Below are 26,761 nucleotides of genomic sequence, written 5' to 3' on the forward strand. Positions count from 1 at the left end.
CATTACAACATCTCACTCAAACTCCTATCTTTGCAGCTGATATGATTATCCAGCAATTCTACGATAAAGGGTTGGCGCATGCATCTTACGCCGTGATTCGTTCAGGTAAAATGATCGTTATTGATCCGGCGCGTAACCCGCAGCCTTATTATGATTTCGCGGCCCAGCATGATGCTGATCTTGTGGGCGTTATTGAAACTCATCCCCATGCGGATTTTGTCAGCTCACACCTCGAAATACATAAAGCTACCAATGCTGTTATCTATTGTAGTAAGCTAACCGCTGCAACATATCCGCACGAAACCTTTGATGATGGTGATGTTATCCAGCTAAATGATATTAAGCTAAAAGCCATTAATACACCGGGGCATTCGCCAGATTCCATCTGTATTTTGCTGGAAGACGAAAAAGGCAAAGAAACCGCCATTTTCACAGGTGATACCCTGTTTGTTGGTGACGTTGGCCGCCCCGACTTGCGCGAAAACGTTGGCAACATTACCGCAAAAAAAGAAGAACTGGCCGGGCAAATGTACCAAAGCACCCGCCAAAAATTGATGACGCTGCCAAAAAATGTTGTGGTTTACCCTGCGCATGGCCCAGGTTCACTGTGCGGCAAAAATATGAGCCCTGACCTGCAAAGCACTATCGGTCGCGAGCTGCTTGAAAACTATGCCCTGCAATTGATGGATGAGGTTACTTTTGTTAAAACCCTCACTACTGATCAACCATTTGTGCCTAAGTATTTTGAGTACGATGTGGAGCTTAATAAAAACGGTGCGCCAGCATTTCAGCAAAGCGTAGATAGTATCGCAAAAATCGATGCCGATATTCAACTAACTGAAGGCGTCACTATAATTGACAGTCGCCCCAAAAAAGCATTCAGAGTAGCTCACCTAAAAGGCGCGATCAACCTGCAGGATGGGGAAAAATTTGAAACCTGGTTAGGATCAATACTTAAGCCAACTGAAAATTTTTACCTGATAGCAGAAGATGAAGCTACCGCCGACATATTAATTAAAAAGGCGGCAAAAATAGGGTATGAAAGCAATATTATTGCAACGCTTCAATACCCTCAAAACACAGCCGAAAAATTGGACGATCTGCATTTGGAAGATTTTAAAGCTAACCCCGAAAACTACACCATTGTGGATGTTCGCAACCAGAGTGAGGTAAGTGAAAGCAAGGCATTTAAAACAGCCATTAACATTCCCCTGCCTGAACTACGCGAACGCGTTGCTGAGATCCCAACAGATAAACCTATTGTTATTCACTGTGCTGCCGGATATCGTTCTGCAGCAGCAACCAGTATTGTGGCAGCCCAAATAAATACCGTACCGGTTTATGATTTGAGCGAACAAATAGCTGAGTTTTTAGTTCATTGATAATGGTTCATGAGCCACTTTTTCATGGTCCGGGCTTTCTTCGCTAAAAACCATGATTAATAATGAACAACTAATTTTTCTACCATGAGCCACGAACTAACCATAGTCACCACTGCAGATGGTTCAAAAACCATTTACAATGCCCAGGTCGGCGAACTTTACCACTCGCGTAATGGAGCCTTACAGGAGAGTCAACATGTATTTGTTAATTCTGGCCTAAGCTATTTTTTAGCTGATACTGGTGTAAATGTAGTGAGCATCCTTGAAGTAGGCTTTGGCACTGGTTTAAACTTTTTATTAAGTGCCGATTTGTGTATTGCTAAAAAGATCCAACTTAATTATACCGGCATTGAGGCCTATCCGCTAACGTCTCAAATGATGGCGCAAACAGGGTACGATGAATATACCTCGCCGCAACTATGGCAAACTTACCTGGAGAAATATCCTGAAGCGTTACAGACCAAAGTTAACCTTGTTAATTATATCCAGCTTAATATTGCTGGTGAAACACTCCTGAATTTTAAGGTTGATGAAAAGTATGATATCATTTATTTTGATGCCTTTGCAGCTTCCCGCCAACCCGAAATGTGGGAAGAAGAAGCTATAAACCATGTGGTAAACTTTTTAAAGCCGGGAGGTGTATTTGTTACTTACGCCATAACCGGCAACCTTAAACGAATGCTGAAAGCCCTTGGTTTAAAAATAGAAAAAGCCCCGGGCGCCGCCGGAAAAAGGGAAATGCTCAGGGCTGTTAAACCTAACGCTTAGGTAAGTCTATTCTCTAAAAAAAATTTGTCATTTAATGTTGGTTTACATAAACCTGAAACCAACATTAAACTTTAAGGTAAAACCATTATTTGCAGGTAATTCACGATAGGCCGCAAACTGCCCCTGCGCAAAATTGCTCCTGGTAGCGTAAATAATTGGACCACCACAAAGCGTAAACGCAAAGCGCGAACCTGATGGCGCGTAATTTACAGATGGCCCCACCAATAACCGTGCACCGCCTTCTGCCTCATCGCTTTGCCAAAAACCTTCCAGGTCCTGCCCTACTGCTTCAACCCCGGCAAAAAACTGACCGCTGATATGGCGATGTAGTCCGATACTTGTAATAATGTCAAGTCCATCCCGCCTGGCATCAAAAGCTTTTTCCAATCTAACGTTTGCCCCAACTTTCCAGGAAGTAACATCATAAGCAGCTGTTATGCGGCTAAATGCAACATTGTCATTATTAAACTCATGCCTGAAACCTAAACCGGCACCAATTCTAAATCCCATGGGTTGATTTCCACCAATAAAATCACGTAATAACTCGGCCTGTTGCAAGGTATGCACACCACCATTGTTACTAAAACCAGTACCTAAAGTTGCCAGGAAGGTAAACTTCTGACCCAAATATCCTTTAACAGAAATGTTTTGATCTACACCATCAAACCCAATTGGCGTAACCGTGTGTTCGCCATAGCCGCCAGAATAGTTTACACTCCAGTTTCTGCCCGAAGGATTTAAGGTATTAATGGTATACAAAAAAGGCTGGGGCTGTTCTAATGAGCTGCTTTGCTCGGTTGTTTTCATCAATTGCTGTGCACCGCAAAAATTAGTAAGCAAAAATAAAACACACATAGTCAGGTAAAAATTCTTCATCATAGTTAGGATTTTAAAGTTTGCTAATAAAGTTAAATAATATTAGCTTTAAATTAATAGTGTGATAAGTTTGCATTAAAGATGTTATCCTACATTTGCAGTATTATATTACTTACGTACATCTTATGCCTCTAAAAGCTCCCGAAACTGCCCCTACTTCAACCATCGCATTTCAACGTTTACTTATTATTATGGACGATCTCAGGGCCAATTGCCCATGGGATAAAAAGCAAACACTTGAAAGCCTCAGACACCTTACTATCGAGGAAACCTACGAGTTAAGCGACGCCATTTTGGGCGATGACATGCAGGAGATAAAAAAAGAGCTTGGCGATATTATGCTGCACCTGGTTTTCTATGCTAAAATAGCTTCAGAAACTAATGATTTTACCATTACAGATGTACTAAACAGCGTTTGCGACAAACTGATTAACCGTCACCCACATATTTATGGCGACGTTGAAGTACAGAACGAAGAAGATGTAAAACGCAACTGGGAACAAATTAAGCTTAAAGAGGGTAACAAATCTGTTTTGGGTGGGGTACCGTCTTCATTACCTGCATTGGTAAAAGCATCCCGCATACAGGAAAAAGCACGGGGCGTAGGTTTTGATTGGGAGGAAAAAAACCAGGTTTGGGCCAAAGTGGAAGAAGAAATGCAGGAGTTTAAAAACGAATTTAATGCCGAAGACGAAACCACCATTGACCATGAAAAGGCCGAAGGCGAATTTGGCGATCTGCTATTTTCACTCATTAACTATGCACGCTTTATCAATATAAACCCGGAGAATGCATTGGAGAAAACTAACCAAAAATTCATCAAACGCTTTCAATACCTGGAGCTTAAGGCCAAAGAAAACGGCAAGCACCTACAGGATATGAGCCTTGCCGAAATGGATGTTTTCTGGAATGAAGCAAAAAAACTTTAAGAATATGATAACCCATTGTAGCGTTTTGGTTATAAATACCGTAATAGCAGTTAAATAACAAAGATTATGAAACGAAATTTATTTTATTTACTACCATTATTGTTAACATTAGGTGTAGCTTGTTCACCAAAATCAGATCCAATTGTAATCCCTACCCCTACCGGAACTTTTAATGGTTTGTTTAGATTATTAACCAAAAACTCAACTACCGGTAAATATGATACATTGAAAGATACCATCATTTTAAAAATGAACGCTTCTTTCCATTTTGCAGTAGTGGCAGATACTACAGTAAAACATGCCGGCAGCCACGGAACATTTGCTTTTGATAGTAATTATATTCAATTTAACGATAGCACTTTTAAAGCATCAGCGCCACGTACAAAAAACCACTTAGTTGGTGTTTACCAGTATCTTTATGATGGTAAAAACTTTAAAATGTTACGTGCAAGTTCGTCAATCAATCCGGATACTATAGGCAGGTATGATCTTGTAAAATCAGCAAATTAATTATTGTTTATAACTGAACAGCCATCGCTTAAAATACGGCGATGGCTGTTTTAAATGTTACAAGCCTTTTGTTAATGTCAACAGTTAGCCATAACTGTTAACATTACTCCGATCGATAAAAAATCTTTTTTTTATTTGTATCAATAATGTTATCTACTGCGTAATAACATTAAAACCAACAATATATTTAAGCGGAATTAAACACACTTAATGCATCCACCCAAGCGCATTACTGAAGAAGAGATCATCAGCCAATGCAAAAAAGGCAGCCTTAAATACCAGGAAATGCTGTATAAGCAGTTTTATGGCTACGCTATGGGTATAAGCTTACGCTACAGCCTTAATCGTGATGATGCGTTAGAAGCCGTAAATGATGCTTTTATAAAAGTGTTTAATGCAGTACATAATTATAATACCGATAAACCCTTTAAAGCCTGGTTACGCACAATTGTGGTAAACACGGCAATAGATCGACGTCGCAAAGATCTTAAATTCCAGTTAAATATTGATTTGGATAATGCCGCGCCAATTAGCAGTAATGTAAGTACGGTTGATAATTTGAATGCACAGGATATATTAAAATTGATGAATGAGCTGCCTGCTATACAGCTCACCATATTCAATATGTATGAAATAGATGGTTATAATCATGATGAAATTGGTAGTATGTTAGCTATCCCGGCAAGCTCATCGCGCGTTTACCTGAGCCGGGCTAAAGAACGATTAAGAAAAATAATAACGCAAGAGGCACAAAACCATGGATGATAAGTGGGATAACGACTTAAGTGACCGCATCAGGGAGGTGTTTGATAATTACGAAGACACCACCGCTGATGAAGGCTGGCTGCTACTCAGGGAAAGATTCCCTGTGAAGGAGAAGAAGCGCCCCGTGGTTTGGCTATGGCGGGCAAGCGCTGCAGCGGGTTTGCTGTTATTTTTAGGTATAGGTATTTGGATGATGGGCAAAAAACAGCCTGCCAATACCATAGCTGTGCAGCCATTAAAGCATCAGGCACAACCGCATAAAGTTACACCTGCTGATACTTCAACCCAATTAGCAACAAATACACCTGTTACCATAAAAAGCAATCCTGCCGATACAATAACATCAACACCGGGCAGCATAGCTAACAATAGTTATGCATCTAATAAAAAAACCGAGGGCCATAATACCGGGGTTTCTGCAGCTACAAAAACACAAAATATTATTGCTAATATCAATCAATCAAATATAGGTCAATCAAAAAAAGCGGCTGTAACCGCACCAATTACTAACCCTTCTTCAGTAATTACAAATAGCGGCATCGATGATCAACCTATAGCCACACAACCTGCAAAAAAACAAAATTCAAATTCAAACTCAATTCCACCCGTAAAAGGGCCAGATAGTGTTAAAACAATTGCACCAGCAACTGATGCGCAATACGCCGTTAATGCCCCTGCAAATACGGCAATAATTACAACGCCCGTTGCCAAATCAAATAATGCCAATCAACAGCCAACCCGTGTTAAACCTTCATCGGCCAGCGCCATGGAGAAAATGCTTGCAGCCGACGATTCCAGGGCTCCAAAAGCTAAAGATATGGTTGATGATAAAAAAGTAAAATTCGGTATTTATGCCGCTACTTTTTTCAACTATGCCAAAGGCAGTGCTAACCAGGTAAACGCAGGAGCAGGTTTTACATCTGATATAAAGCTTAGCAAAAACCTTAAACTCTCAACCGGCGTAGCTCTGGCACAAAATACCTTAAGATATAATACCGCTACCCCGCCCAACAACAACGCGGCCCGTGCGGTAACCTTTGCAGTAACAGCTCAGGATAACATGCTGGTACCTGCTGCAGCTTTCCCGGTATTTAAAAATTACAATGCCAATTTAGTTGGGCTTGATGTGCCGATAAACATTAAATATGAGTTTAACCCACAAAAAAGCGATGCTTATATTTCGGCGGGTTTAAGTTCTGGTACGTTTATCAATGAGGCATATACCACAAGTTATGCTTTGCCCGCTTCTTCTTCGTCGTTTGCAAATTCAGCACAACAAACAACGCAGGAAACAAGTCACCAAAGCTTCAACGGTTTCTATTTTGCTAAAACATTGAATGTATCCTTTGGTATAGGTACACCTTTGGGTAAAAGTAACCGATTAATAATTGAGCCATTTTTAAAATACCCGCTTGATGGATTAGGGTCGCAACAGATAAAGTTTGGAGCAGGCGGCTTAAACTTGAAACTGAATTTTTCAACATCAAAAAAATAAAGAAACGGCTACTTGTTTTAACGGGATTTGTACTTATCTCACCGTCATTATTTGCACAAAAGCTTGATTTGTCGGCACAAGCTAATTCCAAGCGGTTTTATTGGGGTGGTAAGTCAGCAACGGAAATTGATAAAGTCAGCTTTGACTATCGTGGCGGGAAGCCTTTTGTACATGGCGTATTGAGGAGCTTAGACGGTAGTCACCGAATCACTAAAACTATTTAAACCTGATAGCCTTTACTGGCGAAATTTTACTCACCAGCATTGACGGTACAATAAGCACAAGCAAGCATATTACCAGCGTGCCTAAATTTAACAGCAAAATATCTGATAAACTAAATTGCACCGGTACAAAGGTCATGTAATAGGATGCCTCATCGAGTTTAAAAAAATGTGTTTGCTGCTGAAAATAACCCAGGCCCACTCCCAATATATTCCCTAACAACAATCCTAACCCTATCAGGTAAGTGGCATTAAATAAAAATACCTTTTGAATGTTCCAGTTGGTTGCGCCCATGGCCTTAAACATGCCTATCATTGCCGTGCGCTCCAATATCATAATCAGCAGGGCCGATATCATGTTGATCACTGCTACAATAACCATCAATACAAGCATCACTACCGAGTTAACATCCAGTAAATTAAGCCATTCAAATATGGTTGGGTAATCCTCCATCACGGTGCGCGATTTCAGTTTTACAGGCAGTATATCGTCCAGCTTATTTGCAGCATAATTCACCTGGTCAAAATCGGCTATCCTCAACTCGTACTGCCCTATCTCACCCGGTTTCCAGTCGTTAAGGCGATTAATTAGTGATAAAGCACCAATTACAAAGGTTTTATCTACCTCCTCCACTCCGATGCTAAAAATGCCTTTTATTTTAAACTGGCGTTTGCGCAATGGATTCTGAACAAAATACATTAGTAGCTTATCGCCCACCTTTAATTTTAAACGGTTAGCTGTTTGCTGCGAAAGCATAATTTCCTTTTGAGCTTCAACAGAATCTTTAAAGTCGATCACATCGCCGGCAACCATCATCTTTTTAAAGTAGCTAAAGTCATAAGTTTTATCAACTCCCTTCAGTACTACCCCTTCAATTTCATTATTAGCCTTAATAATTCCGGGCTTGGTAGCTGTCGGCATTACGCGTGTAACCAGTGGGCTTTTAAGGGCACGTTTTACAAAATCACTATCGTAAGTTATGGGCGAACTATCGTATGAACTGTTCAGATCAAATTTTATCACACGGATATCGCCGGCAAAGCCGCGAACTTTTTCGCGAATCTCGTGTTTAAATCCTTTTACAATGGCCAACGATAATATCATCACGCCCAAACCAAGCATAATGCCAATGATGGCTATCCGTACAATCAACTTTGAAAATGTACGCTTTGACTTGAATGTTATGCGGGCTGATATAAAGGAGGCGAAACTCAATGCAGGATGATTTTTAGTACCTTCGCAAATATGCGGTTTTGCTATTAAACCTGCTACTTTTTAAATTGTTTCAATACAATATATTATGAAAATCATTCCTGTTTTTTTACAAAGTGCTTTAATAGTTGCCCTCAGTGTACATGCGGCCTGTAGCAATCCGGCTATCAACACCAGTAAAATATCCAAAGGAGGAAAAACCAATAAAAAAAATATCACAGAAATAATTACAGGTGCCGATCAAATTCCGCTGTATATTGACTATCTTAAGGGAAAAAATATTGGGATGGTTGTTAATCAAACTTCAATTATCGGCAAAACCTCTACACCCAGTGTTGATAGTTTATTAAAACTTGGCATCAGCATCAAAAAAGTATTTGGGCCCGAGCATGGTTTTCGGGGCAATGCAAGCAACGGCGCCGTAGTTACTGATGCCGTAGATCCCAAAACCAGTTTGCCGGTAATTTCGTTATATGGCAATAAGCATTACAAACCCACAGCCGATGACCTGAAAGGTATCGATCTGATGATATTTGACATTCAGGATGTTGGCGTAAGATTTTATACCTATATATCAACCCTGCATTATGTAATGGAGGCTTGCGCCGAAAACAATGTTGAGCTGATGATATTGGATAGGCCCAACCCGAACGGCCATCTTGTTGACGGCCCTATATTGGATACCACCTACCGCTCCTTTGTTGGGATGCACCCCATCCCCATAAGCCATGGCATGACTATAGGTGAATATGCAAAAATGATAAACGGAGAAGGCTGGTTAAAAAATGGAGTGAAATGCAAGCTGAAAATTATAAAAGTAGCCAATTACAAGCATAACTTACCCTATAAATTACCGGTAAGCCCATCGCCAAATTTAAATACCGATCAGTCAATTTTATTTTATCCAAGTATTTGTTTATTTGAGGGTACAACCTTCAGCCTGGGCAGGGGCACTTATTTCCCTTTCCTGGTGTTAGGGCATCCGCTGTTAAAAGGGATATATACCTATAGCTTTACACCATTAAGCATACCTGGTATGAGCGAAAATCCCCCTCAAAAGGATAAGCAATGTTTTGGTATTGATTTAAAGAATTACAGTGCTGACAAGATCAGGAATATGGGGCATATCAACCTTGCATGGTTAATAGAGCTTTACAAAGCTTTCCCGGATAAAGGCCACTTTTTTAACGCCTACTTTACAAAACTGGCAGGCAATACTACCCTCCAAAAGCAAATTACCGATGGTAAAACAGAGGATGAGATCCGGAGCAGCTGGCAGCCCGGATTAGAGGAATTTAAACGCACGCGGAATAAGTACTTATTGTACGAATAACAGAAGACGCAAATAAAATAAAAGATCAACATGAGAATTGTATTTATGGGTACCCCCGAGTTTGCCGTTGCATCTTTGGATGCCTTGATAAAAGCAGGTTGCGATATAGTAGGTGTTGTTACCGCACCTGATAAACCTGCGGGCCGGGGACAAAAACTCTCCGAATCGGCAGTGAAGCAATACGCGGTAGCCAACGAGTTGAAAGTATTACAACCCGAAAAGCTAAAAAACCCGGAGTTTTTAGCTGAGCTTAAAGCACTTCACGCTGATTTGCAGGTAGTAGTCGCGTTCCGTATGTTGCCAGAAGTAGTATGGACCATGCCCACCAAAGGCACCATTAACCTGCATGCTTCATTGTTACCTCAATACCGTGGTGCCGCCCCTATAAACTGGGTGCTCATCAACGGCGAAAAAGAAAGCGGCGCAACCACTTTTTTCCTGAAACATGATATTGATACCGGTGATGTATTATTTACCGAAAAAATAACGCTTACCGGTCATGAATCTGCCGGCGACCTGCATGATCGCCTGATGAACAAAGGCGCTGGCTTGCTGGTGAAAACTGTAAAAGCCGTTGAAAGCGGCCGCTACAATGAGCATCCACAGGTAAACTTGCTAACAGGTGAAGAATTGAAACATGCCCCTAAAATTTTTAAAGAAGACTGCCTCATTGACTGGAACCAACCTGCGCTAAACATATACAACAAAATTCGCGGACTAAGTCCTATCCCTACCGCGTATACTAATCTGCATGGTAAAGTTTTAAAAGTATATGCTTCGGAGTTATTGCCAGATCAACCTGCCGTACAACCCGGTGATTTACTTACGGATAACAAAACATACCTTAAGTTTGCGGCAAAAGATGGCTTCATCAGCGTAAAAGATGTGCAGCTGGAAGGCAAAAAAAGAATGGGTATCGAAGATTTTTTAAGGGGGATGAAACTATAACAGATTATTTCCCCGACTTTTAAAACTTTATTAGATTATCACATGCAGAGCACTCCCTATGATAGGGTTTTACTCTCCTGAGTAAGGGGTATCAAGGATTTCGCATCCACCACAATCTTGTTCCCCATCCTTACCTTGATATCCGAACCTACAGCAAAAAAAGCTGATACAGGTTCTTTCTCCAGGTAAGGTTTAAATGCCTCGCCATAAAGGCCTGCCATATCGGCGTCAAAAACATAATCTTTTACCTTGCCGGTTTGCCATGATACATGCTCAACCTGGTACTCGGTTGTACTATTGCTATTCAGCTTGTTGTATCCCCAATAGTGCTCAAAAATAAATTCTTCGGCGCTTCCGGAGGTAATGTCCCGCAATTCGTTACTGGCTGTAGCACCAAGTCTGTTCCATTTGCCTTGAAACTTCCACTCGTATAAAAACACGGTATGGTTATCTGCGGTTTCTGTTATAGAACTGCGCATAGGCATGGCGCTATAATGCTCTTTGTATAAATTATTGGCAATAAACGCTATAATTGGCTTGGGCACAATTTCACTTACAAAAACAGCTCCGCGTTTCCATGCTGTACCATCAAAATGTTTTACGTAGAAGCGCAGGTTTACTTCCTCGAAATTTGCATGCCAGGGCCATTTGATGCCAAGTACTTTGGTATCCAGGAACATAAAGCCCACCATACTTACCAGGGCTTTGCCCTGCCACAGGTCAAGTTCCGTTCCGGGTGGTAAATAGGCATCTAAAACTTTGGCATCAACCTCGTAATTAAGCATTACAAGGTTTTTCCACTGCGCTTTTAAAAATTGAAGCTTCGCCATAGTTGTGAATGGTAAATAGAGAGAAGTGAATGGTTAAATAGTAAGTTGCATAGCCGATGCAGAATAATGTGCAAAAAAGCAGAAGGCCATTCACCTCTCACTACTTACTACCTATTTCTTATAATACTTCATTGCCTCAGGTATCAAATTTTGAATATTTGCGATACGGGTAGCATCTGCCGGGTGAGTACTCAATAACTCGGGAGGCGATCCGCCTTTATTTTGTGCAGCCATCCGTTGCCAGAAAGCTATTGCATTACGAGGATCATACCCGGCCATAGCCATAAACGTTAAGCCCAGACGATCTGCTTCTGATTCCTGGTTACGCGAATATTTTAACAATACCAGTTGTCCGCCTACACCATAAAGTTGGCCAATAATGGCTTGGGTAGTGCTCGACTGGCTACTTGTAGCAGCACCCACAGCCGCGCCGCCTAGCTGCGCCGCCTGTTGCTGAGAGATTCTTTCCGCAGCATGCCTTGCAATGGCGTGGCCAATTTCGTGCCCCATAACAACTGCCAGGTAAGCATCGGTATTGGCTACAGGTAATAAGCCGCTGTATACAGCTACTTTACCGCCGGGCATACACCAGGCATTTACCTCGCTGCTTTGTATCAGGTTAAATTCCCATTGAAAATTATATTGGTCGCCGTAACCGTTATCTTTTAAATAACGCTCAATAGCAACTGCCAGGTTGTTGCCAATGCGTTTTATGCGCTGGGCATCATTACCCGTTTCTATCACTTTGGTTTTGGGGTCAGACAGTAATTGTTTGTAACTGGCGGCAGCAGATTGATTTACTTCAGCGTCGCCAACCAAACTTAATTGCCGACGGCCGGTAAGTGGCACAGTTGAACAGGAAGACAGGGCAATGATCATAATCATTGCTAATACAGGTTTGAACTTTTTCATGGTGATCAGGCAGCTTTTTTCTTTAAAAAATTAACTTTCGACTCGGTGCCCTTTAATAAGCGTTCTATATTTTTTTGGTGTGTTACCAATATCAGCATGCATATACACATTCCATAAATTACAACCGACCTGATTGAGGTAGGAAAAACAAATGAAACCCCGATAGGGTAGGTAAACGCTGCGGCAATTGAGCTTAGCGATACATACTTTGTAATTAATAACACCACCACAAATACCAGTACACATAATAAAGCGGCATGCAAGTGAATAGCCAAAATCATTCCAAAAAGTGTGGCAACGCCTTTGCCGCCCCTAAAACCGGCAAATATTGGAAACAAATGCCCCATTACAGCAGCTACCCCTAAGGCAAGCGCGTAATTCATGTAGGAGGAAGAATTATAGGCACCCGTAGTAGAAACCCCTATAAAAAAAGCAAGGTTGGTGGCTGTCCACCCCTTTAAAATATCAAGCAGCATTACAGGAATCCCCGCTTGTTTGCCTAAAACCCTGAAGGTGTTGGTTGCGCCGGCATTACCGCTTCCATATTCCCTTACGTCAATATCGTAAAATGCAAGACCTATCCAAACAGCAGTTGGTATAGACCCGCAGAGATAGGCCAGGATGAGCGCCGAAACTGAGTATACGTTGATCATTTCCCTGCAATATTACTAAATTGATGTGGTACTAAAACTTTAATCATAATTTGAACGCTATGCGTTAAATTCCAAATTTTAATAGCTAAACCTAATGCTAAGTACTAAAAAACAGGATACAGAATAAATTTACTTTACAGCCTTTAAACTAAGGTCGAGGCTTTTTACCGAATGCGTTAGCGCGCCAACAGATATATAATCAACTCCACAATCCGCGTACTCGCGTATATTATCAATTGTTATACCACCAGATGCTTCTGTTATAAACCGCCCATTAATAATATTAACCGCTTGCCTCAGTTCGGTGAAGTTAAAGTTGTCTAACAAGATACGGTTTATGTTGCCGGTTTGCAAAACCTGTTCCAATTCTTCCAGGTTTCGTACTTCAATTTCAATGGCCAGCTTTTTATTATTGTCGGCAAGGTATTGATTAGCACTCTCAATGGCCTGCCTTATACCACCGGCATAGTCAACATGATTGTCTTTTATCAAAATCATATCGTACAGGCCAAACCGATGATTTACGCCGCCGCCTATTTTTACCGCCCATTTTTCGAGGTATCTTAAACCAGGAGTTGTTTTGCGGGTATCTAAAACTTTTGTATTGGTAGTTTTTAGCAGGTTTACTATTTCCCGGGTTTTTGTAGCAATTCCAGACATTCGCTGCATACAATTCAAGACCAGGCGTTCGGCCTTTAAAATATTCTGTACATCACCTTCAACTTCAAAGGCAACATCTTTATACTTAACTGTGGCGCCATCCTGCAAAAAAACGGTGAGCTTAAGCCCGGGATCAATAACGTTAAAAATTTCGGCAGCGAGTTCAACACCAGCCAAAATACCATCATCTTTTACCAAAAGCTTTGCCTTACCCACGGTACCGGCCGGAATAGTTGATAACGAGGTATGATCACCATCGCCAACATCTTCTTTTAAAGCATTAATTATAAATTGGTCTATTAGTTCCTTATCCAAGCGTATTACTTTTAAGGCTCAAAAGTAATGATTTTTTTGATGTACGGATTTTAGATGTGCAGATTTCAAATGTGCAGGTGTGCAGATTATTTTTTATTTTTTTCCTGAACCTTCAATTTATCAAACTAAGAACATTAAAAATCATGGACAGGCAGAGTTCTATAAATTAATCTGCACATTTGAAATCTGCATATTGCACATCTATTTTCCATCTGCACATCTGTAATTTGCACATCTGCACATCTATCTTTTCATCTGCACATCTGCACATCTATTTTCCATCTGTCCATCTATTTTACTTTTTCATCCTCAATTCTAAAATCAACAATATTCATCGTACCACCTTGATCTTTAAGAGTAAAGGCTACGCGATATTCCTGTTTATCGGTAGTAGTTAAAATATACACCCCAAGATGAAAGCTGGCGCTGGAGTTTATTTTATGAAGGAGTTTGATACTTAGCGGTTTATTTTTGGCGAAAAATGTATTCAGTATTTGTATGGCCTGGTCTTTGGAGTAGGTATTTTCATTCTCCATAATTACCAAATCTACATTAGCTGCAAATAATTTACCCAACTCTTTAGTATTGCCCTGCTTTACAAGGTTAGCTACATTATCCAGAGGATCGGCCAAAACCGCATGAGGGATTAGAAGCAAAAAGATTAACGATGACAGGCAAAATAACTTCATAATATAGATACGTTATAAAACAACTTAATGTTACATTTTGCAAAAAATCAAGAAACGAACACCATATTGGATGACGTTACCCTATAACTGTTTTTACCATTAATTATTACCTTAATAATCAACCATCTGTAAGTATAAATCTAAATTCAAAATTTATATCCATAAGTTGAGTGTTGCATTTATATTTGCAATGTGGAAAATCAAAAAAAACTCGCATTAATTATCCTTGATGGCTGGGGTTATGGCCGTAATGATCAGTCGAACGCTATAGTTGCAGCCAACACTCCTTTTGTTGATTCAATGCTGCAAAAATACCCAAACTCTAAACTGGAAGCATCCGGAACCGCTGTAGGTTTACCTGCCGGGCAAATGGGCAACTCAGAAGTTGGGCACATGAATTTAGGCGCCGGCCGGGTAGTTTACCAGGAACTGGGCCGCATCCATAAAGCAGTTGATGATAATGAGCTGCCAACCATCCCGGTATTAAAAGATGCCTTTGAATATGCCAAACAAAACAATAAAGATGTTCACTTTATTGGATTAGTTTCTGATGGGGGCGTTCATTCGCACATCAGGCATGTGAAGGGATTATGTGATGCCGCAAGGCAATTGGATGTGAATAATGTGTTCATCCATGCTTTTTTAGATGGCCGCGATACCGATCCAAAATCTGGTTTAAGTTTTGTTACCGAATTGGAACAACATATAGAAGGTACATCTGCAAAAATTGCAACAGCCATTGGCCGTTATTATGCTATGGACCGTGATAACCGCTGGGAGCGCGTTAAGCTGGCTTATGATCTTATGGTTAAAGGCGAGGGTGAGGCAACTCAACATATTACAGATCTTATCAAAAAATCATACGAAGATGGTGTTACCGATGAGTTCATCAAACCTATTGTTAGGGTTGATGCCGATGGTAAACCGCTGGCTGTTATAAAAGATGGCGATGTGGTTATATGTTTCAATTTCCGTACAGACAGAGGCCGCGAGATCAGCCTTGCATTAACACAAAAATCTTTCCCTGAATATAATCTTCACCCATTGAATATCCGTTACATCACTATGGTTCCGTATGATGAAACGTTTAAAAATGTACAGGTGGTTTTCAACAAGGAAGATTTAACCAAAACCCTGGGCGAGATATTGCAAAATGCGGGCAAAACTCAAATAAGAATAGCCGAAACTGAAAAATATCCGCACGTTACCTTCTTTTTCTCTGGCGGGCGCGAACGCGAATTTGATAACGAAAAACGTTTGCTGGTGCCATCACCAAAAGTGGCTACTTATGACTTGCAGCCAGAAATGAGCGCAGCCGGTATCCGCGATGCTATCATCCCGGAATTGGAAAGCGGCTGGCCTGATTTTGTTTGTTTAAACTTTGCCAATACCGATATGGTTGGTCATACAGGTGTTTTCAGCGCGGTTGTAAAAGCTGCCGAAACCGCTGATAGCTGTACAAAGGCCGTTGTTGAGGCTGGCTTGGCAAATGGCTACTCTTTCATCATCATAGCCGATCATGGAAATGCCGATTATATGATTAATGAGGATGGCACGCCAAACACAGCGCACACTACCAACCTGGTACCGTGTATTGTAATTGATAAAGATGTTACCCACGTTAATGATGGCAAACTTGGTGATATTGCACCAACAATTTTAAGCATACTGGGTGTAGCTATACCTGCGGAAATGACAGGAAATGTATTGGTGTAAACTAAAATCAATACCCTTAGCTGCTTTGTTGAGCAGTACTTTGCTTTTATCCGGCTTGCAATCATGCATGCCGGATAAAACGCAACCAAACGGCACTTTAAAATATTTTGACGTATCCGGATATTTTAAAGCAGATACCGCAAGACTCAAAAAACTTAACCCCCAGGTTGATAAAACAGTAATACACAACGACGTAACCGAGCGCAAAGCTGTGTATATTCCCAACTGGGGACAAGAGCTCAACCTGTTCATCCAGTCGGACATTAACAGGCCAGCCTGGAAAAATAGTTATACGGTTTTAAATACCGATTCTTTGATCATATATACAGCCAAAACGCCAGACCTGCGCACTGTTAAAATCATGATCAGAAAAGAAAAGAATAAGGTGAAGTGGATATTGATATTTAACCATACCAAAAACCTGCTTTACGAAACAAGAGAAAAACTCAGTTATTTTCCAGATTCGGTTTACCAGATCGAAAAATCGCAGCATGTGAAGTTGATGGGAAAGAATCTTTATAAGATAAAGGGAATCCTGAAACATTAAGGATCTGCATCCTCTGTACCTTTCTAAAGAATATTAATGTCTTGCTACAGCTGTAGAAGTTGCCTGCCCAAGTCTATCTTTTGCCTGGTCAATAAGTACCGCAATATCGTTTCTGCCGGGGTTGTTGTTCAAGATCTTTTCAAGATCGGCAATAGAAGCTCTCAGCGAGTTAATGCCGCGGCTTTTATCGTAAAAACGCGAGTTTGTTTGTAGTTTAAATAAACCATAATCGCGATAGGCTATACCCCTGTTTTGGTAATATTTACTATCACTGGGATCATTATTGATTGATATGGCCTTTGTCAGATCGACTATAGCCCCCAATAAATACAATTCTTTATCAGCATCTTTGGTTTGGTTATCCTTACCCAAATAGCTTTTGGCACGGGCCCTGTAGTAATAAGCAGTGGCATCAGCCGGCTTTATGGCAATTACACGAGTATAAGCAGTAATTGATTTTTTATAATTATCGCTGTGATAATATGAATAGCCCAGCATCCACAAAGCGTTGGCATTGGTTGAGTCGGTAATACAGGCCTTTTCAAGATGCGTAACCGCCGATCTGAAATCGCCATCCATCACAGCTTGCTGCCCCATTTTTACATAGGCATTTTGGGCCAATGTTGTTTCAATGGATGACAGTAGCAGGAAGGGTAATATAACCGAAAGCCTCATCAATGGATTAATGGTGAACAAAATTGTATATCATTAACTAACTTTACATCAAAATATTATGCCAAAATCTTCAATTTTTAAAAAAGATTTGTCGGCGTAAACATCCGCAAAGCGATACTATGACTTTTTTTCATCTTTATCAACAAAATTTGAGTTATTTAAAAAATAGCCCGTAAATTTGCAATAAACACTAAATCAAACCATTACAAAGCCAAATTGATTGTTATTAATTAATACCATAACTTGGCACAGCTCTTGAAACATAGTGCTGCACAGGTTAAAATTATTATTTACCTGTATTTTATAAGCCTTATGATTTTATAGGCTGACAACTTGACGTTATTTTCTACAAAAAAATATAATTAATGAGTTTCGATCCATTCGATTTTAAAAACACTTTACCAGTTATAAACGAAGATTCTGAGTTTTTTCCACTTATGTCTACTGAGGATGAGGAGGAAATGAACAACGAACAACTGCCAGAAGTACTGGCCATATTGCCTTTGCGCAATACTGTGCTATTCCCTGGTGTAGTTATCCCAATAACAGTTGGCAGGGATAAGTCAATTAAACTGATTCGCGACGCCAATAAGGGCAATCGTATGATTGGGGTAGTTGCGCAACAGGATGTGGGGATTGAAGACCCCAACTTTAGTCAATTGAACAAAGTTGGAACTATTGCCCTCATCATTAAAATGCTGCAAATGCCTGATGGTAACACCACCGTTATACTACAAGGCAAAAAGCGTTTTGTATTAAAAGATGAAGTACAATCAGAACCTTATATAAAGGCTACAGTTGAGCCTTTTAAGGAAACCAAAATAAAAGAGGATAAAGAATTTAAAGCCATGGTGTCATCCATCAAGGATATGGCCATGAACATTATCCAGCTATCCCCTAATATACCAAGCGAAGCCGGCATTGCTATCCGTAACATCGAAAGCACTTCATTTTTGATCAATTTTATATCATCAAACATGAATGCCGATATGGCGGCCAAGCAACGCTTGCTGGAGGTTGCCAGCCTTCGTGAAAGGATCAACCTTTTATTGGAGCACTTAACGCTTGATTTGCAAATGCTGGAACTTAAAAACCAGATCCAAAGCAAAGTACGTGTTGACCTGGATAAACAGCAAAGAGATTATTTTTTAAATCAACAGCTAAAAACCATACAGGAAGAACTGGGCGGCAGCTCGCCCGACCTGGAGATTGACAGCCTGCGTCAGCGTGCCATTAAAAAGAAATGGGCAAAAGAAGTTAAGGAACATTTTACCAAAGAGCTTGAAAAGCTGGCGCGCACCAATCCTGCCGCTGCAGATTATTCGGTACAGATAAACTACCTGGAGCTATTGCTTGATCTGCCGTGGAACGATTTCACTAAAGACAACTTCGATCTTAAACGTGCCCAAAAGGTTTTAGATAAAGATCACTTTGGTTTGGATAAAGTTAAGCAGCGTATTATTGAATACCTGGCTGTGCTTAAACTAAAGCATAACATGAAAGCCCCTATTCTTTGCCTGGTAGGCCCTCCGGGAGTAGGTAAAACTTCATTGGGTAAATCAATTGCAAAAGCATTAGGGCGTAAGTACGTACGTATGGCCCTGGGCGGTATCCGTGATGAGGCCGAAATAAGGGGGCACCGTAAAACTTACATTGGCGCTATGCCCGGCCGTATCATACAATCAATAAAAAAAGCAGGAGCCGCTAACCCGGTGTTTATTTTAGATGAGATAGATAAGGTAGGTAATGATTTCCGTGGCGATCCATCATCAGCTTTATTAGAGGTATTGGATCCGGAACAGAACAGTACTTTTTATGACCATTACGTTGAAATGGATTTTGACCTTTCCAACGTGATGTTTATCGCGACAGCAAACTCATTGAGCAGCATTCAGCCCGCCCTGTTAGACAGGATGGAGATCATCGAGGTAAACGGTTATACTATTGAAGAAAAAATAGAGATAGCCAAACAACACCTTGTACCAAAACAACGCGAGGCGCATGGCTTAAAGCTTAAGGATGTAACTCTTAAAAACGATGTTTTAGAGAAGATTGTTGTTGATTATACCCGTGAGTCTGGTGTGCGTGCTTTGGAAAAAAAGATTGGTTCTGTTGTACGTGGCCTTGCTAAAAATATCGCATTAGAAGAACCTTACAACCCTGTAGTAAATAAAAAGGATGTAGAAAAAATCCTGGGTGCTCCCATTTATGATAAAGACTTATATGAGGGCAATGATGTGGCAGGCGTTGTAACAGGCCTGGCCTGGACATCAGTTGGTGGCGACATCTTATTCATTGAAGCAAGTTTAAGTCCCGGCAAGGGCCGTTTAACGCTTACCGGGAGCCTTGGCGATGTAATGAAGGAATCTGTTACCATTGCATTGGCCTATTTAAGAGCACATGCAAGTTACTTTGACATCAATCCCAAGCTGTTTGATCTATGGGATGTACACGTTCACGTACCGGCTGGCGCTACTCCTAAGGATGGCCCATCTGCAGGTATCACTATGCTTACTGCATTGGTTTCTGCATTTACCCAGCGCAAAGTGAAACCAAACCTGGCCATGACCGGCGAGATTACGCTGCGCGGCAGGGTTTTAGCCGTGGGTGGTATTAAAGAGAAAATATTAGCTGCCAAGCGCGCCAATATCAAAGAGGTAATCCTTTGCAAATCCAACCAGAAAGATATCCTTGAGATTAAAGAAGATTATATAAAAGATTTAAATTTCCATTATATAACCGATATGCGCGAAGTGATTAAACTGGCTCTTTTGGATGAAAAAGTGAGTGAGCCGCTCGATTTGACAGTTAAAGAAGAAGAAAAAGCTGTAGTAAGTTAAATATAAAAGGCACCTGAACGGTGCCTTTTTTGTTTCATAACAATGGCTGGCTATATCCCACTATAATCGGGAATCGGCACCTGGCTTCAGCCAGTTCAGGCAGTATTCTCCAATGCATTTTATCCTTTGTACCCCGGTTTCGCAATCCTGAAAACATCTGTTTGAAACCTTTTGTAACCCATCAGCGTAATACGTGTTTGAATTGTATATTAATTCAATACACCTAAAGAATGAAGAAATTTTTTACACTAAACATTATTATCTTATCGCTGCTCTTATTATCCCGCTTTAGCTCCTCGGCTCAAATTGTAGAGCCCAACATGCAGGATACAGTTAAAAAGAAGGCACATCCCACGGCAACAAAGTCGGTTGTCATTGATTCTACCAAGGTTGAATCAACTGAACAAACTGGTAACAAAGCTCAGTCCGTTTATTTTGAAGTAGGCGGTCCCGGCCTCGCGCTTACCATTAATTATGATGCACGTTTTGGTCACAGGCGCAATGGTTTTGGTTACCGGATTGGTGCGGGTTATTTCGCATCGGGCGGCAACAATGTATTTACTGTTCCAATACAAGTAAATTACCTGGCAGGTAATGGCTCCAGTTTGCTTGAGTTAGGCGCGGGCACTACCTTCCTAAACTCATACGGAGACAACAAAGGCAAAACCTTCATTTTTGACAGGGTTACCGGCTTTATTGGTACAGCCACAATTGGTTATCGTTACCAGCCCCAACAAAAAGGAATTAATCTCAGAATTGGCTTCGTTCCGATATTCTATGACGAAGGCATTATAGCTGCAGGCGGTGTAAGCGTGGGTTATACCTTTAAATAATTTCATACAACCTCATCACATAAAAGGGTTTCCGGATGAATAAAAACTTCTGGCGACCCTTTTTTATTTTATATGCCCGGCAGCGGCTATTATAAATCAACTCAATTTTTTTATATTAGTCGCTGATATATTTTATACCCTAAATGTTAAAAAAGCTATTTATAACACTGGTATGCCTGTTAGGTAGTATTGGTGTATTTGCCCAGACACGTGGCCACGAATTTGGGATACAATCAGACAACGACTCCTATTTGGGGCAGGGATCTGACAGGTATTACACCAACGGAATTTACTTTTATTACCGCCAGGCATTAAAAACCGGGGATGGCAGCAATCTTCAAAATAAAGTTTTAGGGATTGAGTTAGGGCAGAAAATGTTTAATGCGCAATCTGGTTATGTACGCGATGCTAATGATGTAGACAGGCCTTTTGCTGCATATAGTTATTTGGGTACAACCCTTAATTTATTATACAAAAACGAAAGCACCCTTAAATTAGGTGCTCAGCTCGGCTTAGTTGGCCCGGCAGCAGGTGGCGAACCCGTTCAAAAGCTAATCCACAATACATTTGGTTTTTATACATTAAACGGCTGGCAATACCAGATCAAAAATGATGTTGAGCTCAACCTATCTGCCGAATACAATAAATTGCTGGCCCGTGCATCATGGATTGATTTAAGCCTGGCCAGTTACGCCAATTTAGGTACCGGTTTTACAGGTGCAGGCGCAGGCCCCTTGATCCGATTGGGTAATTTTAACCAGCTATTTAATTCGGTAAGTACACAAAGTACCGTTTCTGCAACTGAGCAAACAGGTTTATTGCATAAACACGAAATATTTTTTTACTACAAGCCTCAGGCAAACGCGGTTGTTTACGATGCAACCATACAGGGTGGGCTGTTCAGCAATAACAATTCAAACAGCCAGGAAATAACAAAACCTAAAAACTCTTTTGTATTTAGCCAACAGGTTGGTGTGGCTTTTAGTACCAGCCGTTTTACATTTGATGTGGCTGCTATCTTCCACACCCGCGAAGTAAAAACAATGCATCAATCTCACCAGTGGGCGGCTGTAACCGGAGTTTATAGATTCAAATAACAGATGTGCAGATTTCAAATGTGCAGGTGTGCAGATGATTTTTGATTGTCTGATTGCAAATGTGCGGGTCTGTAAATGATTTTTTAATTCAGATTAAGAAATCCTATCGATGCCGGATTCGGGAAATTAAAATCCTAAAATCCGATAAATCTGCTTAATCCCGGTTCAGACAATAATCTGCACATCTGAAATTTGAAATCGGCACATCTAAAAAGCATCATTAATCATCATGATCAGTTCGCCGGTTTTCCTTTTTCACTGATTGTTTCTTTTTGCTATCTAAACGGGCCGCTTTAGCGGCTTTACTTACTTTGGTGGGCTTACGCACCTTTTGTACCTGTAATGCCCGCCCCAGGAGCGCTATCAGCCTTTCAATGGCTTTTTCTTTGTTGAGATACTGACTGCGTTCCTCATCACAAATTACCTGCACAAGGCCATCCTTATTGAGCCTGTTTTGTAACTTATCGGCAAGCAACAACTTTTCCTCATCAGTAAACAGTTCAGAACCGGCCACATCAAACAAAAGCTCTACCTTGCTTGATACCTTGTTTACGTTTTGTCCTCCTTTTCCACCGCTTCTTGATGTTTTATAGGTAATTACTTTTTGCAGATCGGCTTTATTCAGATTCATTTTTCAAAAGTAGTGTTTTTGGTGAATGGAGAAGCAGTTGATTGGATATGTATATCCAACTTGATCAACGGCTCATTAATCAACTTAATCGTCCAATCAACAACAATAATTTGTACTTTAGCGGCTCTTATGAACAACAATATCGTAGTAGCAATTGATGGTTATTCATCTTGCGGCAAAAGCACTTTAGCAAAAGCTTTGGCAAAAAAACTTCATTTTATTTATGTAGATAGCGGTGCAATGTACCGTGCAGTGGCACTATACTTTTTGCGTAATAATATTGATTTGCAAGACCATGATAAAATTGCGGAAGCATTAAAAAACATCCACCTTAGTTTTCATTCGCGCGATTACCAAAGCCACATTACACTTAACGATGAAGAAGTATCTGATGAAATCAGGCAGATGCATGTAGCCGACAAAGTAAGTGCTATAGCTGCCCTACATGAAGTACGTGTTGCCATGGTTAAGCAACAGCAACGTTTGGGCAAATCAAAAAACATTGTTATGGATGGCCGTGATATTGGCACCGTTGTATTCCCAAATGCGCAGATAAAACTATTTATGACGGCAGATCCTAAAATACGTGCCGAGAGACGTTATAAGGAGCTTTTGCCTACAAACCCCAATATAACTTTAGAAGAGGTATTTGATAATCTTGCACACAGAGATTACCAGGATACCACCCGCGAGGAAAGCCCCCTGGTACGTGCCCACGACGCTATCATTTTAGATAATACCGATCTTAGTCCCGATGAGCAATTACTATTTGCACTGAGCCATATCGAGCCTTTTTTAGCGGATTAACGAAACTATAGAATTTTAATATTCTGTTCCGTATCGCTTATTATTCCAACGCTGATTTTAAACCACCCATCTTTACAGTGGGCACCCCAAACCGATTTAAAAAATCAACCCCCTCATCGCTTTGCAGGCCCTTGTATTCGGCATATGATTTATCAAAATAAACCTGTGTTATACCGGCCGAAAAAATAAGCCTTGCACAAGCTATGCACGGCGATAGCGTAGTATAAAGTGTAGCACCCTCAAGCCGGGCTCCGTTTTTTACAGCATACAGTATGGCATTTTCTTCGGCATGTAGGGCAAGGGAGCAGCTCCCTTTTGAATCACGGGCGCATCCTTTTTCCGGCCACTCCTCATCGCAGTTATGCGTGCCCGCTGGTGGCCCGTTATAGCCTATGGATATAATACGGGTATCCCGGGTTAAAACGGCTCCTACATGGGCTTTAACGCAGTGTGAGCGCTTAGCCAGGTCGTTTGCCAGGTTCATAAAAATTGAATCGAAGCTTGGTTTCATAATAAAAGCAATTAGGCCATAAATATTATTGGGCCATTACTTCATTTTTAAATGACTTAATGGCCCAATAACTTAATGTGTGAAAAATATTAGTGCCCTGCGGCTACTTCAACATGGTCAAGATCGATACCCTGGTGGCGTAGTTCACGACTTACCTTCCATGCAAAATAAGCAAGATATGCAAAGCCTATTACGGGTACTATATAAGAGAAGTGAATACCACTCATACCAGCAATAACATTGTTACTGCCATCGGCAACTTTACCCTGTAATGGAGGTATGATAGATCCACCAAGGATCATCATAATTAAGAAAGCGGAACCCTGACTGGTATATTTTCCCAAACCAGTAATTGATAAAGAGAAAATTGAAGGCCACATAATAGAGCAGCATAAGCCTCCACTGATAAAAGAAAATGTAGCAACTTTACCCGTAGTTGCAAGACCGGTTAACATAAAGGCCACACCCAATAAGCCCAAAACAGCCAATGTGCGGGTAGGTTTTTGCTTCCCTATGAAAAATGCTACGATAAGAATACCAACGCATGCGGCATAGCCGTAAAGGTTGCTCACATTTACACCAGTAGCAGCATTTACCAACAATACGATACCAAAGGCCACAAATGGTACAAGGATATACAATATATATTTAACAGTTTTTGAAAGATTAAATGCGCCTATTGCACCTGCAAAACGGCCAATCATTAAACTACCCCAATACAAAGAAATGTATGGCGCAATATCCGATTCATGATAGGAACCAAATTCCGGCGTTTTTAATAAAGAGCCCATATTACTTTGAATAGTTACCTCGGTACCTACATAAGTAAATATAGCAAGCATACCTAAAATCAATTGAGGATACTGCATGGCACCCCAGCCTTCTTTATTTCTTTTGGCAGCAAATATGGTACCTACCAACGTAAGTACAATAATTGCCAGGGATGCATAAACAAAATACTGACTTTTTACGATATCAACTATCTTCGTTGCGTCCGAAGATAATAACTTGTTAAGATAAGCGCTTAATGGGTCAGCAGCCAGGATTAACAAGAAGGCCAAAAACATAATTAAAAGAGGAGTATTCGCCTTACTGCTTGACTCTATTTTTTCGTCGCTGGTAACCTTTGGTAAATTAGAGAACCAGAAGAATATAGCAACTGCAATAAATAAACCAGCAAGCATGTAATAAAGGTTGTTTACTGATGATATCTGAACATCTTTCGCGTCTATTTTAGCTGAAGCCGAACCGAATAAAATAATACCAACAACTACCGGACCTAACAACCCACCTATGTTATTGATACTACCTGCAAAATTCAAACGGTTTGAACCAGTTTCTGGCGGACCTAAAGCAACCACGAAAGGATTTGCCGCTGTTTGTTGAAGTGAAAAGCCTATGGCTATAATAAAAAACACTGTTAATATTAAACCAAATGAACCCGACGCTATTGCAGGGATCATACCTATAGCTCCAAGTGCCGAAACTATCAAGCCCAATATGATACCATTTTTATAACCCATTTTATTCATGATATCAATCTTGCTGATAGATGAAGCAAAATACAGGATCAATGAACCAATGAAATAACCACCATAGAATGTAAAATCAATCAACTGGGATTCAAATTGAGTTAGATGAAAATGTTCTTTACAAAAAGGTATAAATACGCCATTTGAAGCGGCTAAAAAGCCCCAGAAGAAAAATACAGTTATCAGCGTATAAAGTGCCGAGCTGTAACTTTTAGCATTGTTTTGTTCCATTTTTAAATTGGGTTATACAGAATAGATTTTGAATCGATAAACATAATTGATTTTTTGTAAAACTGGCTATATTATTTTTAATTAAATAAATCACAATTTTAAGTTTCGTTGTTTAAAAGATAAAATTGCATATTCGCAGTGTTCAAAAATGAACATAGCCTAAATTAATGATAGAAGCCATTATTTCGGGAATTGGGTTTGGATTAGTGTTGACGTTTATTACTGGCCCGGTCTTTTTTGCTCTTATAAAAACCAGCATTGAAAAAGGTTTTCATGCAGGTTTCGCCCTTGCCCTCGGTGTAGTATGCAGCGATGTGGTTTTTGTAGGTGGTATATTATTCGGTTCTCAATATGTAGATATATCTGAGCATACCAAAACTATAGCCGGGATAGGTGGCGCCGTCATCCTATTTTCGGTAGGTGTTTATTATATGTTCAAAAAGGCCGAGATTAATTACGGCAACAAAGTACCATCGGGGATTGATAAAGCAGGCTACTTTTTTAAGGGCTTCCTGATGTGTATTTTTAACCCTACCCTTTTAATACACTGGACGGTAGTTATAGGTGCTGCCAGTACAACATTTCACGTTGGTGCGCCTCATCGGTCATTCCACATCGCAATCATGTTTTTAACCATCCTTACTGTACAGTTTGGCATGGATACCACTAAAGCTTTTTATGCCAACAAACTCCGGGATAAGATTTCTGTGAAGCTGGTACACCGCCTTAATGAGCTGGCAGGTATTGCCCTCATTATAGCATCCTTAGTATTGATTGATAAGCTGGTAACTCATTTTATTTTCGCCGCACCGTCGGCATCCTAATCTGTTGCTCGATGTTAG

Annotated in this window: 26 protein-coding genes; 15 read left to right on the forward strand and 11 right to left on the reverse strand. The window is 40.5% G+C overall.

Annotation, left to right across the window (positions count from 1 at the left end):
• The first annotated feature begins 41 nt into the window (after window positions 1-41).
• Both Q0R88_RS23480 and mnmD read left to right on the forward strand, forming a co-directional pair.
• Window positions 42-1,382, forward strand: a complete 1,341-nt coding sequence (locus Q0R88_RS23480) for an MBL fold metallo-hydrolase (protein ID WP_295720859.1) — start codon at window positions 42-44, stop codon at window positions 1,380-1,382.
• Between the two features lie 84 nt (window positions 1,383-1,466).
• Window positions 1,467-2,150, forward strand: coding sequence for a tRNA (5-methylaminomethyl-2-thiouridine)(34)-methyltransferase MnmD (gene mnmD, locus Q0R88_RS23485; RefSeq protein ID WP_295720860.1), 684 nt, complete (start codon window positions 1,467-1,469; stop codon window positions 2,148-2,150).
• Window positions 2,151-2,192: 42 nt separating this feature from the next.
• Here the strand turns inward: mnmD and Q0R88_RS23490 are convergent, their stop codons facing one another.
• Window positions 2,193-3,029 (reverse strand): hypothetical protein, encoded by an 837-nt coding sequence (locus Q0R88_RS23490; protein WP_295720861.1) that lies wholly within the window; start codon window positions 3,027-3,029, stop codon window positions 2,193-2,195.
• Window positions 3,030-3,151: 122 nt separating this feature from the next.
• Here Q0R88_RS23490 and mazG point away from each other — a divergent pair, with 122 nt between their 5' ends.
• The 4 genes from mazG to Q0R88_RS23510 all read left to right on the forward strand — a co-directional run bounded on the left by mazG (window position 3,152) and on the right by Q0R88_RS23510 (window position 6,725).
• A complete protein-coding gene (gene mazG, locus Q0R88_RS23495; protein ID WP_295720862.1) occupies window positions 3,152-3,955 on the forward strand; it encodes a nucleoside triphosphate pyrophosphohydrolase in 804 nt (267 codons plus the stop codon).
• 66 nt (window positions 3,956-4,021) lie between these two features.
• A complete protein-coding gene (locus Q0R88_RS23500) occupies window positions 4,022-4,465 on the forward strand; it encodes a hypothetical protein (RefSeq protein WP_295720863.1) in 444 nt (147 codons plus the stop codon).
• A 210-nt stretch (window positions 4,466-4,675) separates the two neighbouring features.
• Entirely contained in the window at window positions 4,676-5,230 is a 555-nt protein-coding gene (locus Q0R88_RS23505) for an RNA polymerase sigma factor (RefSeq protein WP_295720864.1), read from the forward strand.
• Window positions 5,223-6,725 carry a hypothetical protein gene (locus Q0R88_RS23510; RefSeq protein ID WP_295720865.1) on the forward strand — a complete coding sequence of 501 codons (1,503 nt, stop codon included), beginning with the start codon at window positions 5,223-5,225 and terminating at the stop codon, window positions 6,723-6,725. Before Q0R88_RS23505 ends, Q0R88_RS23510 begins: the two co-directional genes overlap by 8 nt.
• Window positions 6,726-6,941: 216 nt before the next feature.
• On the opposite strand, the gene Q0R88_RS23515 is transcribed toward Q0R88_RS23510, so the two are convergent.
• Window positions 6,942-8,162, reverse strand: coding sequence for an FtsX-like permease family protein (locus Q0R88_RS23515; RefSeq protein WP_295720866.1), 1,221 nt, complete (start codon window positions 8,160-8,162; stop codon window positions 6,942-6,944).
• 85 nt (window positions 8,163-8,247) lie between these two features.
• On the opposite strand from Q0R88_RS23515, the gene Q0R88_RS23520 reads away from it, so the two are divergent.
• Together Q0R88_RS23520 and fmt are read left to right on the forward strand one after the other, a co-directional pair.
• A complete protein-coding gene (locus Q0R88_RS23520) occupies window positions 8,248-9,492 on the forward strand; it encodes a DUF1343 domain-containing protein (protein WP_295720867.1) in 1,245 nt (414 codons plus the stop codon).
• A gap of 30 nt (window positions 9,493-9,522) precedes the next feature.
• Entirely contained in the window at window positions 9,523-10,440 is a 918-nt protein-coding gene (gene fmt / locus Q0R88_RS23525; protein WP_295720868.1) for a methionyl-tRNA formyltransferase, read from the forward strand.
• 56 nt (window positions 10,441-10,496) lie between these two features.
• Here fmt and Q0R88_RS23530 read toward each other — a convergent pair whose 3' ends face one another.
• The 5 genes from Q0R88_RS23530 to Q0R88_RS23550 form a co-directional block, all read right to left on the reverse strand.
• Window positions 10,497-11,270 (reverse strand): DUF2071 domain-containing protein, encoded by a 774-nt coding sequence (locus Q0R88_RS23530; protein ID WP_295720869.1) that lies wholly within the window; start codon window positions 11,268-11,270, stop codon window positions 10,497-10,499.
• A 111-nt stretch (window positions 11,271-11,381) separates the two neighbouring features.
• Entirely contained in the window at window positions 11,382-12,182 is an 801-nt protein-coding gene (locus Q0R88_RS23535; RefSeq protein WP_295720870.1) for a M48 family metallopeptidase, read from the reverse strand.
• A gap of 5 nt (window positions 12,183-12,187) precedes the next feature.
• Window positions 12,188-12,835 (reverse strand): glycerol-3-phosphate 1-O-acyltransferase PlsY, encoded by a 648-nt coding sequence (gene plsY, locus Q0R88_RS23540; protein WP_295720871.1) that lies wholly within the window; start codon window positions 12,833-12,835, stop codon window positions 12,188-12,190.
• 129 nt (window positions 12,836-12,964) lie between these two features.
• A complete protein-coding gene (nadC, locus tag Q0R88_RS23545; RefSeq protein ID WP_295720872.1) occupies window positions 12,965-13,810 on the reverse strand; it encodes a carboxylating nicotinate-nucleotide diphosphorylase in 846 nt (281 codons plus the stop codon).
• A 290-nt stretch (window positions 13,811-14,100) separates the two neighbouring features.
• Window positions 14,101-14,499 carry a DUF4783 domain-containing protein gene (locus Q0R88_RS23550; RefSeq protein WP_295720873.1) on the reverse strand — a complete coding sequence of 133 codons (399 nt, stop codon included), beginning with the start codon at window positions 14,497-14,499 and terminating at the stop codon, window positions 14,101-14,103.
• 192 nt (window positions 14,500-14,691) lie between these two features.
• Here Q0R88_RS23550 and gpmI point away from each other — a divergent pair, with 192 nt between their 5' ends.
• Window positions 14,692-16,215: a 2,3-bisphosphoglycerate-independent phosphoglycerate mutase gene (gene gpmI / locus Q0R88_RS23555; protein ID WP_295720874.1), complete on the forward strand. Its 1,524-nt coding sequence runs from the start codon at window positions 14,692-14,694 to the stop codon at window positions 16,213-16,215.
• 25 nt (window positions 16,216-16,240) lie between these two features.
• A complete protein-coding gene (locus tag Q0R88_RS23560) occupies window positions 16,241-16,762 on the forward strand; it encodes a hypothetical protein (protein ID WP_295720875.1) in 522 nt (173 codons plus the stop codon).
• A 33-nt stretch (window positions 16,763-16,795) separates the two neighbouring features.
• Here Q0R88_RS23560 and Q0R88_RS23565 read toward each other — a convergent pair whose 3' ends face one another.
• Window positions 16,796-17,437 (reverse strand): tetratricopeptide repeat protein, encoded by a 642-nt coding sequence (locus Q0R88_RS23565; protein ID WP_295720876.1) that lies wholly within the window; start codon window positions 17,435-17,437, stop codon window positions 16,796-16,798.
• Window positions 17,438-17,802: 365 nt separating this feature from the next.
• Between Q0R88_RS23565 and lon the strand changes: the two genes are divergently transcribed.
• The 3 genes from lon to Q0R88_RS23580 all read left to right on the forward strand — a co-directional run bounded on the left by lon (window position 17,803) and on the right by Q0R88_RS23580 (window position 22,207).
• Window positions 17,803-20,277, forward strand: a complete 2,475-nt coding sequence (gene lon / locus Q0R88_RS23570; RefSeq protein WP_295720877.1) for an endopeptidase La — start codon at window positions 17,803-17,805, stop codon at window positions 20,275-20,277.
• A 230-nt stretch (window positions 20,278-20,507) separates the two neighbouring features.
• Window positions 20,508-21,110, forward strand: coding sequence for a hypothetical protein (locus Q0R88_RS23575; protein WP_295720878.1), 603 nt, complete (start codon window positions 20,508-20,510; stop codon window positions 21,108-21,110).
• 143 nt (window positions 21,111-21,253) lie between these two features.
• On the forward strand, window positions 21,254-22,207 hold the full coding sequence (locus Q0R88_RS23580) for a lipid A deacylase LpxR family protein (protein ID WP_295720879.1): 954 nt from the start codon (window positions 21,254-21,256) through the stop codon (window positions 22,205-22,207).
• A 220-nt stretch (window positions 22,208-22,427) separates the two neighbouring features.
• On the opposite strand, the gene arfB is transcribed toward Q0R88_RS23580, so the two are convergent.
• On the reverse strand, window positions 22,428-22,838 hold the full coding sequence (gene arfB / locus Q0R88_RS23585) for an alternative ribosome rescue aminoacyl-tRNA hydrolase ArfB (RefSeq protein WP_295720880.1): 411 nt from the start codon (window positions 22,836-22,838) through the stop codon (window positions 22,428-22,430).
• 129 nt (window positions 22,839-22,967) lie between these two features.
• Here arfB and cmk point away from each other — a divergent pair, with 129 nt between their 5' ends.
• Window positions 22,968-23,645: a (d)CMP kinase gene (gene cmk, locus Q0R88_RS23590; protein WP_295720881.1), complete on the forward strand. Its 678-nt coding sequence runs from the start codon at window positions 22,968-22,970 to the stop codon at window positions 23,643-23,645.
• A gap of 40 nt (window positions 23,646-23,685) precedes the next feature.
• Here cmk and Q0R88_RS23595 read toward each other — a convergent pair whose 3' ends face one another.
• Window positions 23,686-24,156 (reverse strand): dCMP deaminase family protein, encoded by a 471-nt coding sequence (locus Q0R88_RS23595; RefSeq protein ID WP_295720882.1) that lies wholly within the window; start codon window positions 24,154-24,156, stop codon window positions 23,686-23,688.
• Window positions 24,157-24,245: 89 nt separating this feature from the next.
• Complete coding sequence (locus tag Q0R88_RS23600) at window positions 24,246-25,919, reverse strand: MFS transporter (protein WP_295720883.1); 1,674 nt, start codon at window positions 25,917-25,919, stop codon at window positions 24,246-24,248.
• A gap of 167 nt (window positions 25,920-26,086) precedes the next feature.
• Between Q0R88_RS23600 and Q0R88_RS23605 the strand changes: the two genes are divergently transcribed.
• Window positions 26,087-26,743 (forward strand): LysE family transporter, encoded by a 657-nt coding sequence (locus tag Q0R88_RS23605; RefSeq protein WP_295720884.1) that lies wholly within the window; start codon window positions 26,087-26,089, stop codon window positions 26,741-26,743.
• Window positions 26,744-26,761 lie beyond the last annotated feature (18 nt).

This window comes from Mucilaginibacter sp., assembly GCF_025362475.1.
GTDB lineage: Bacteria > Bacteroidota > Bacteroidia > Sphingobacteriales > Sphingobacteriaceae > Mucilaginibacter.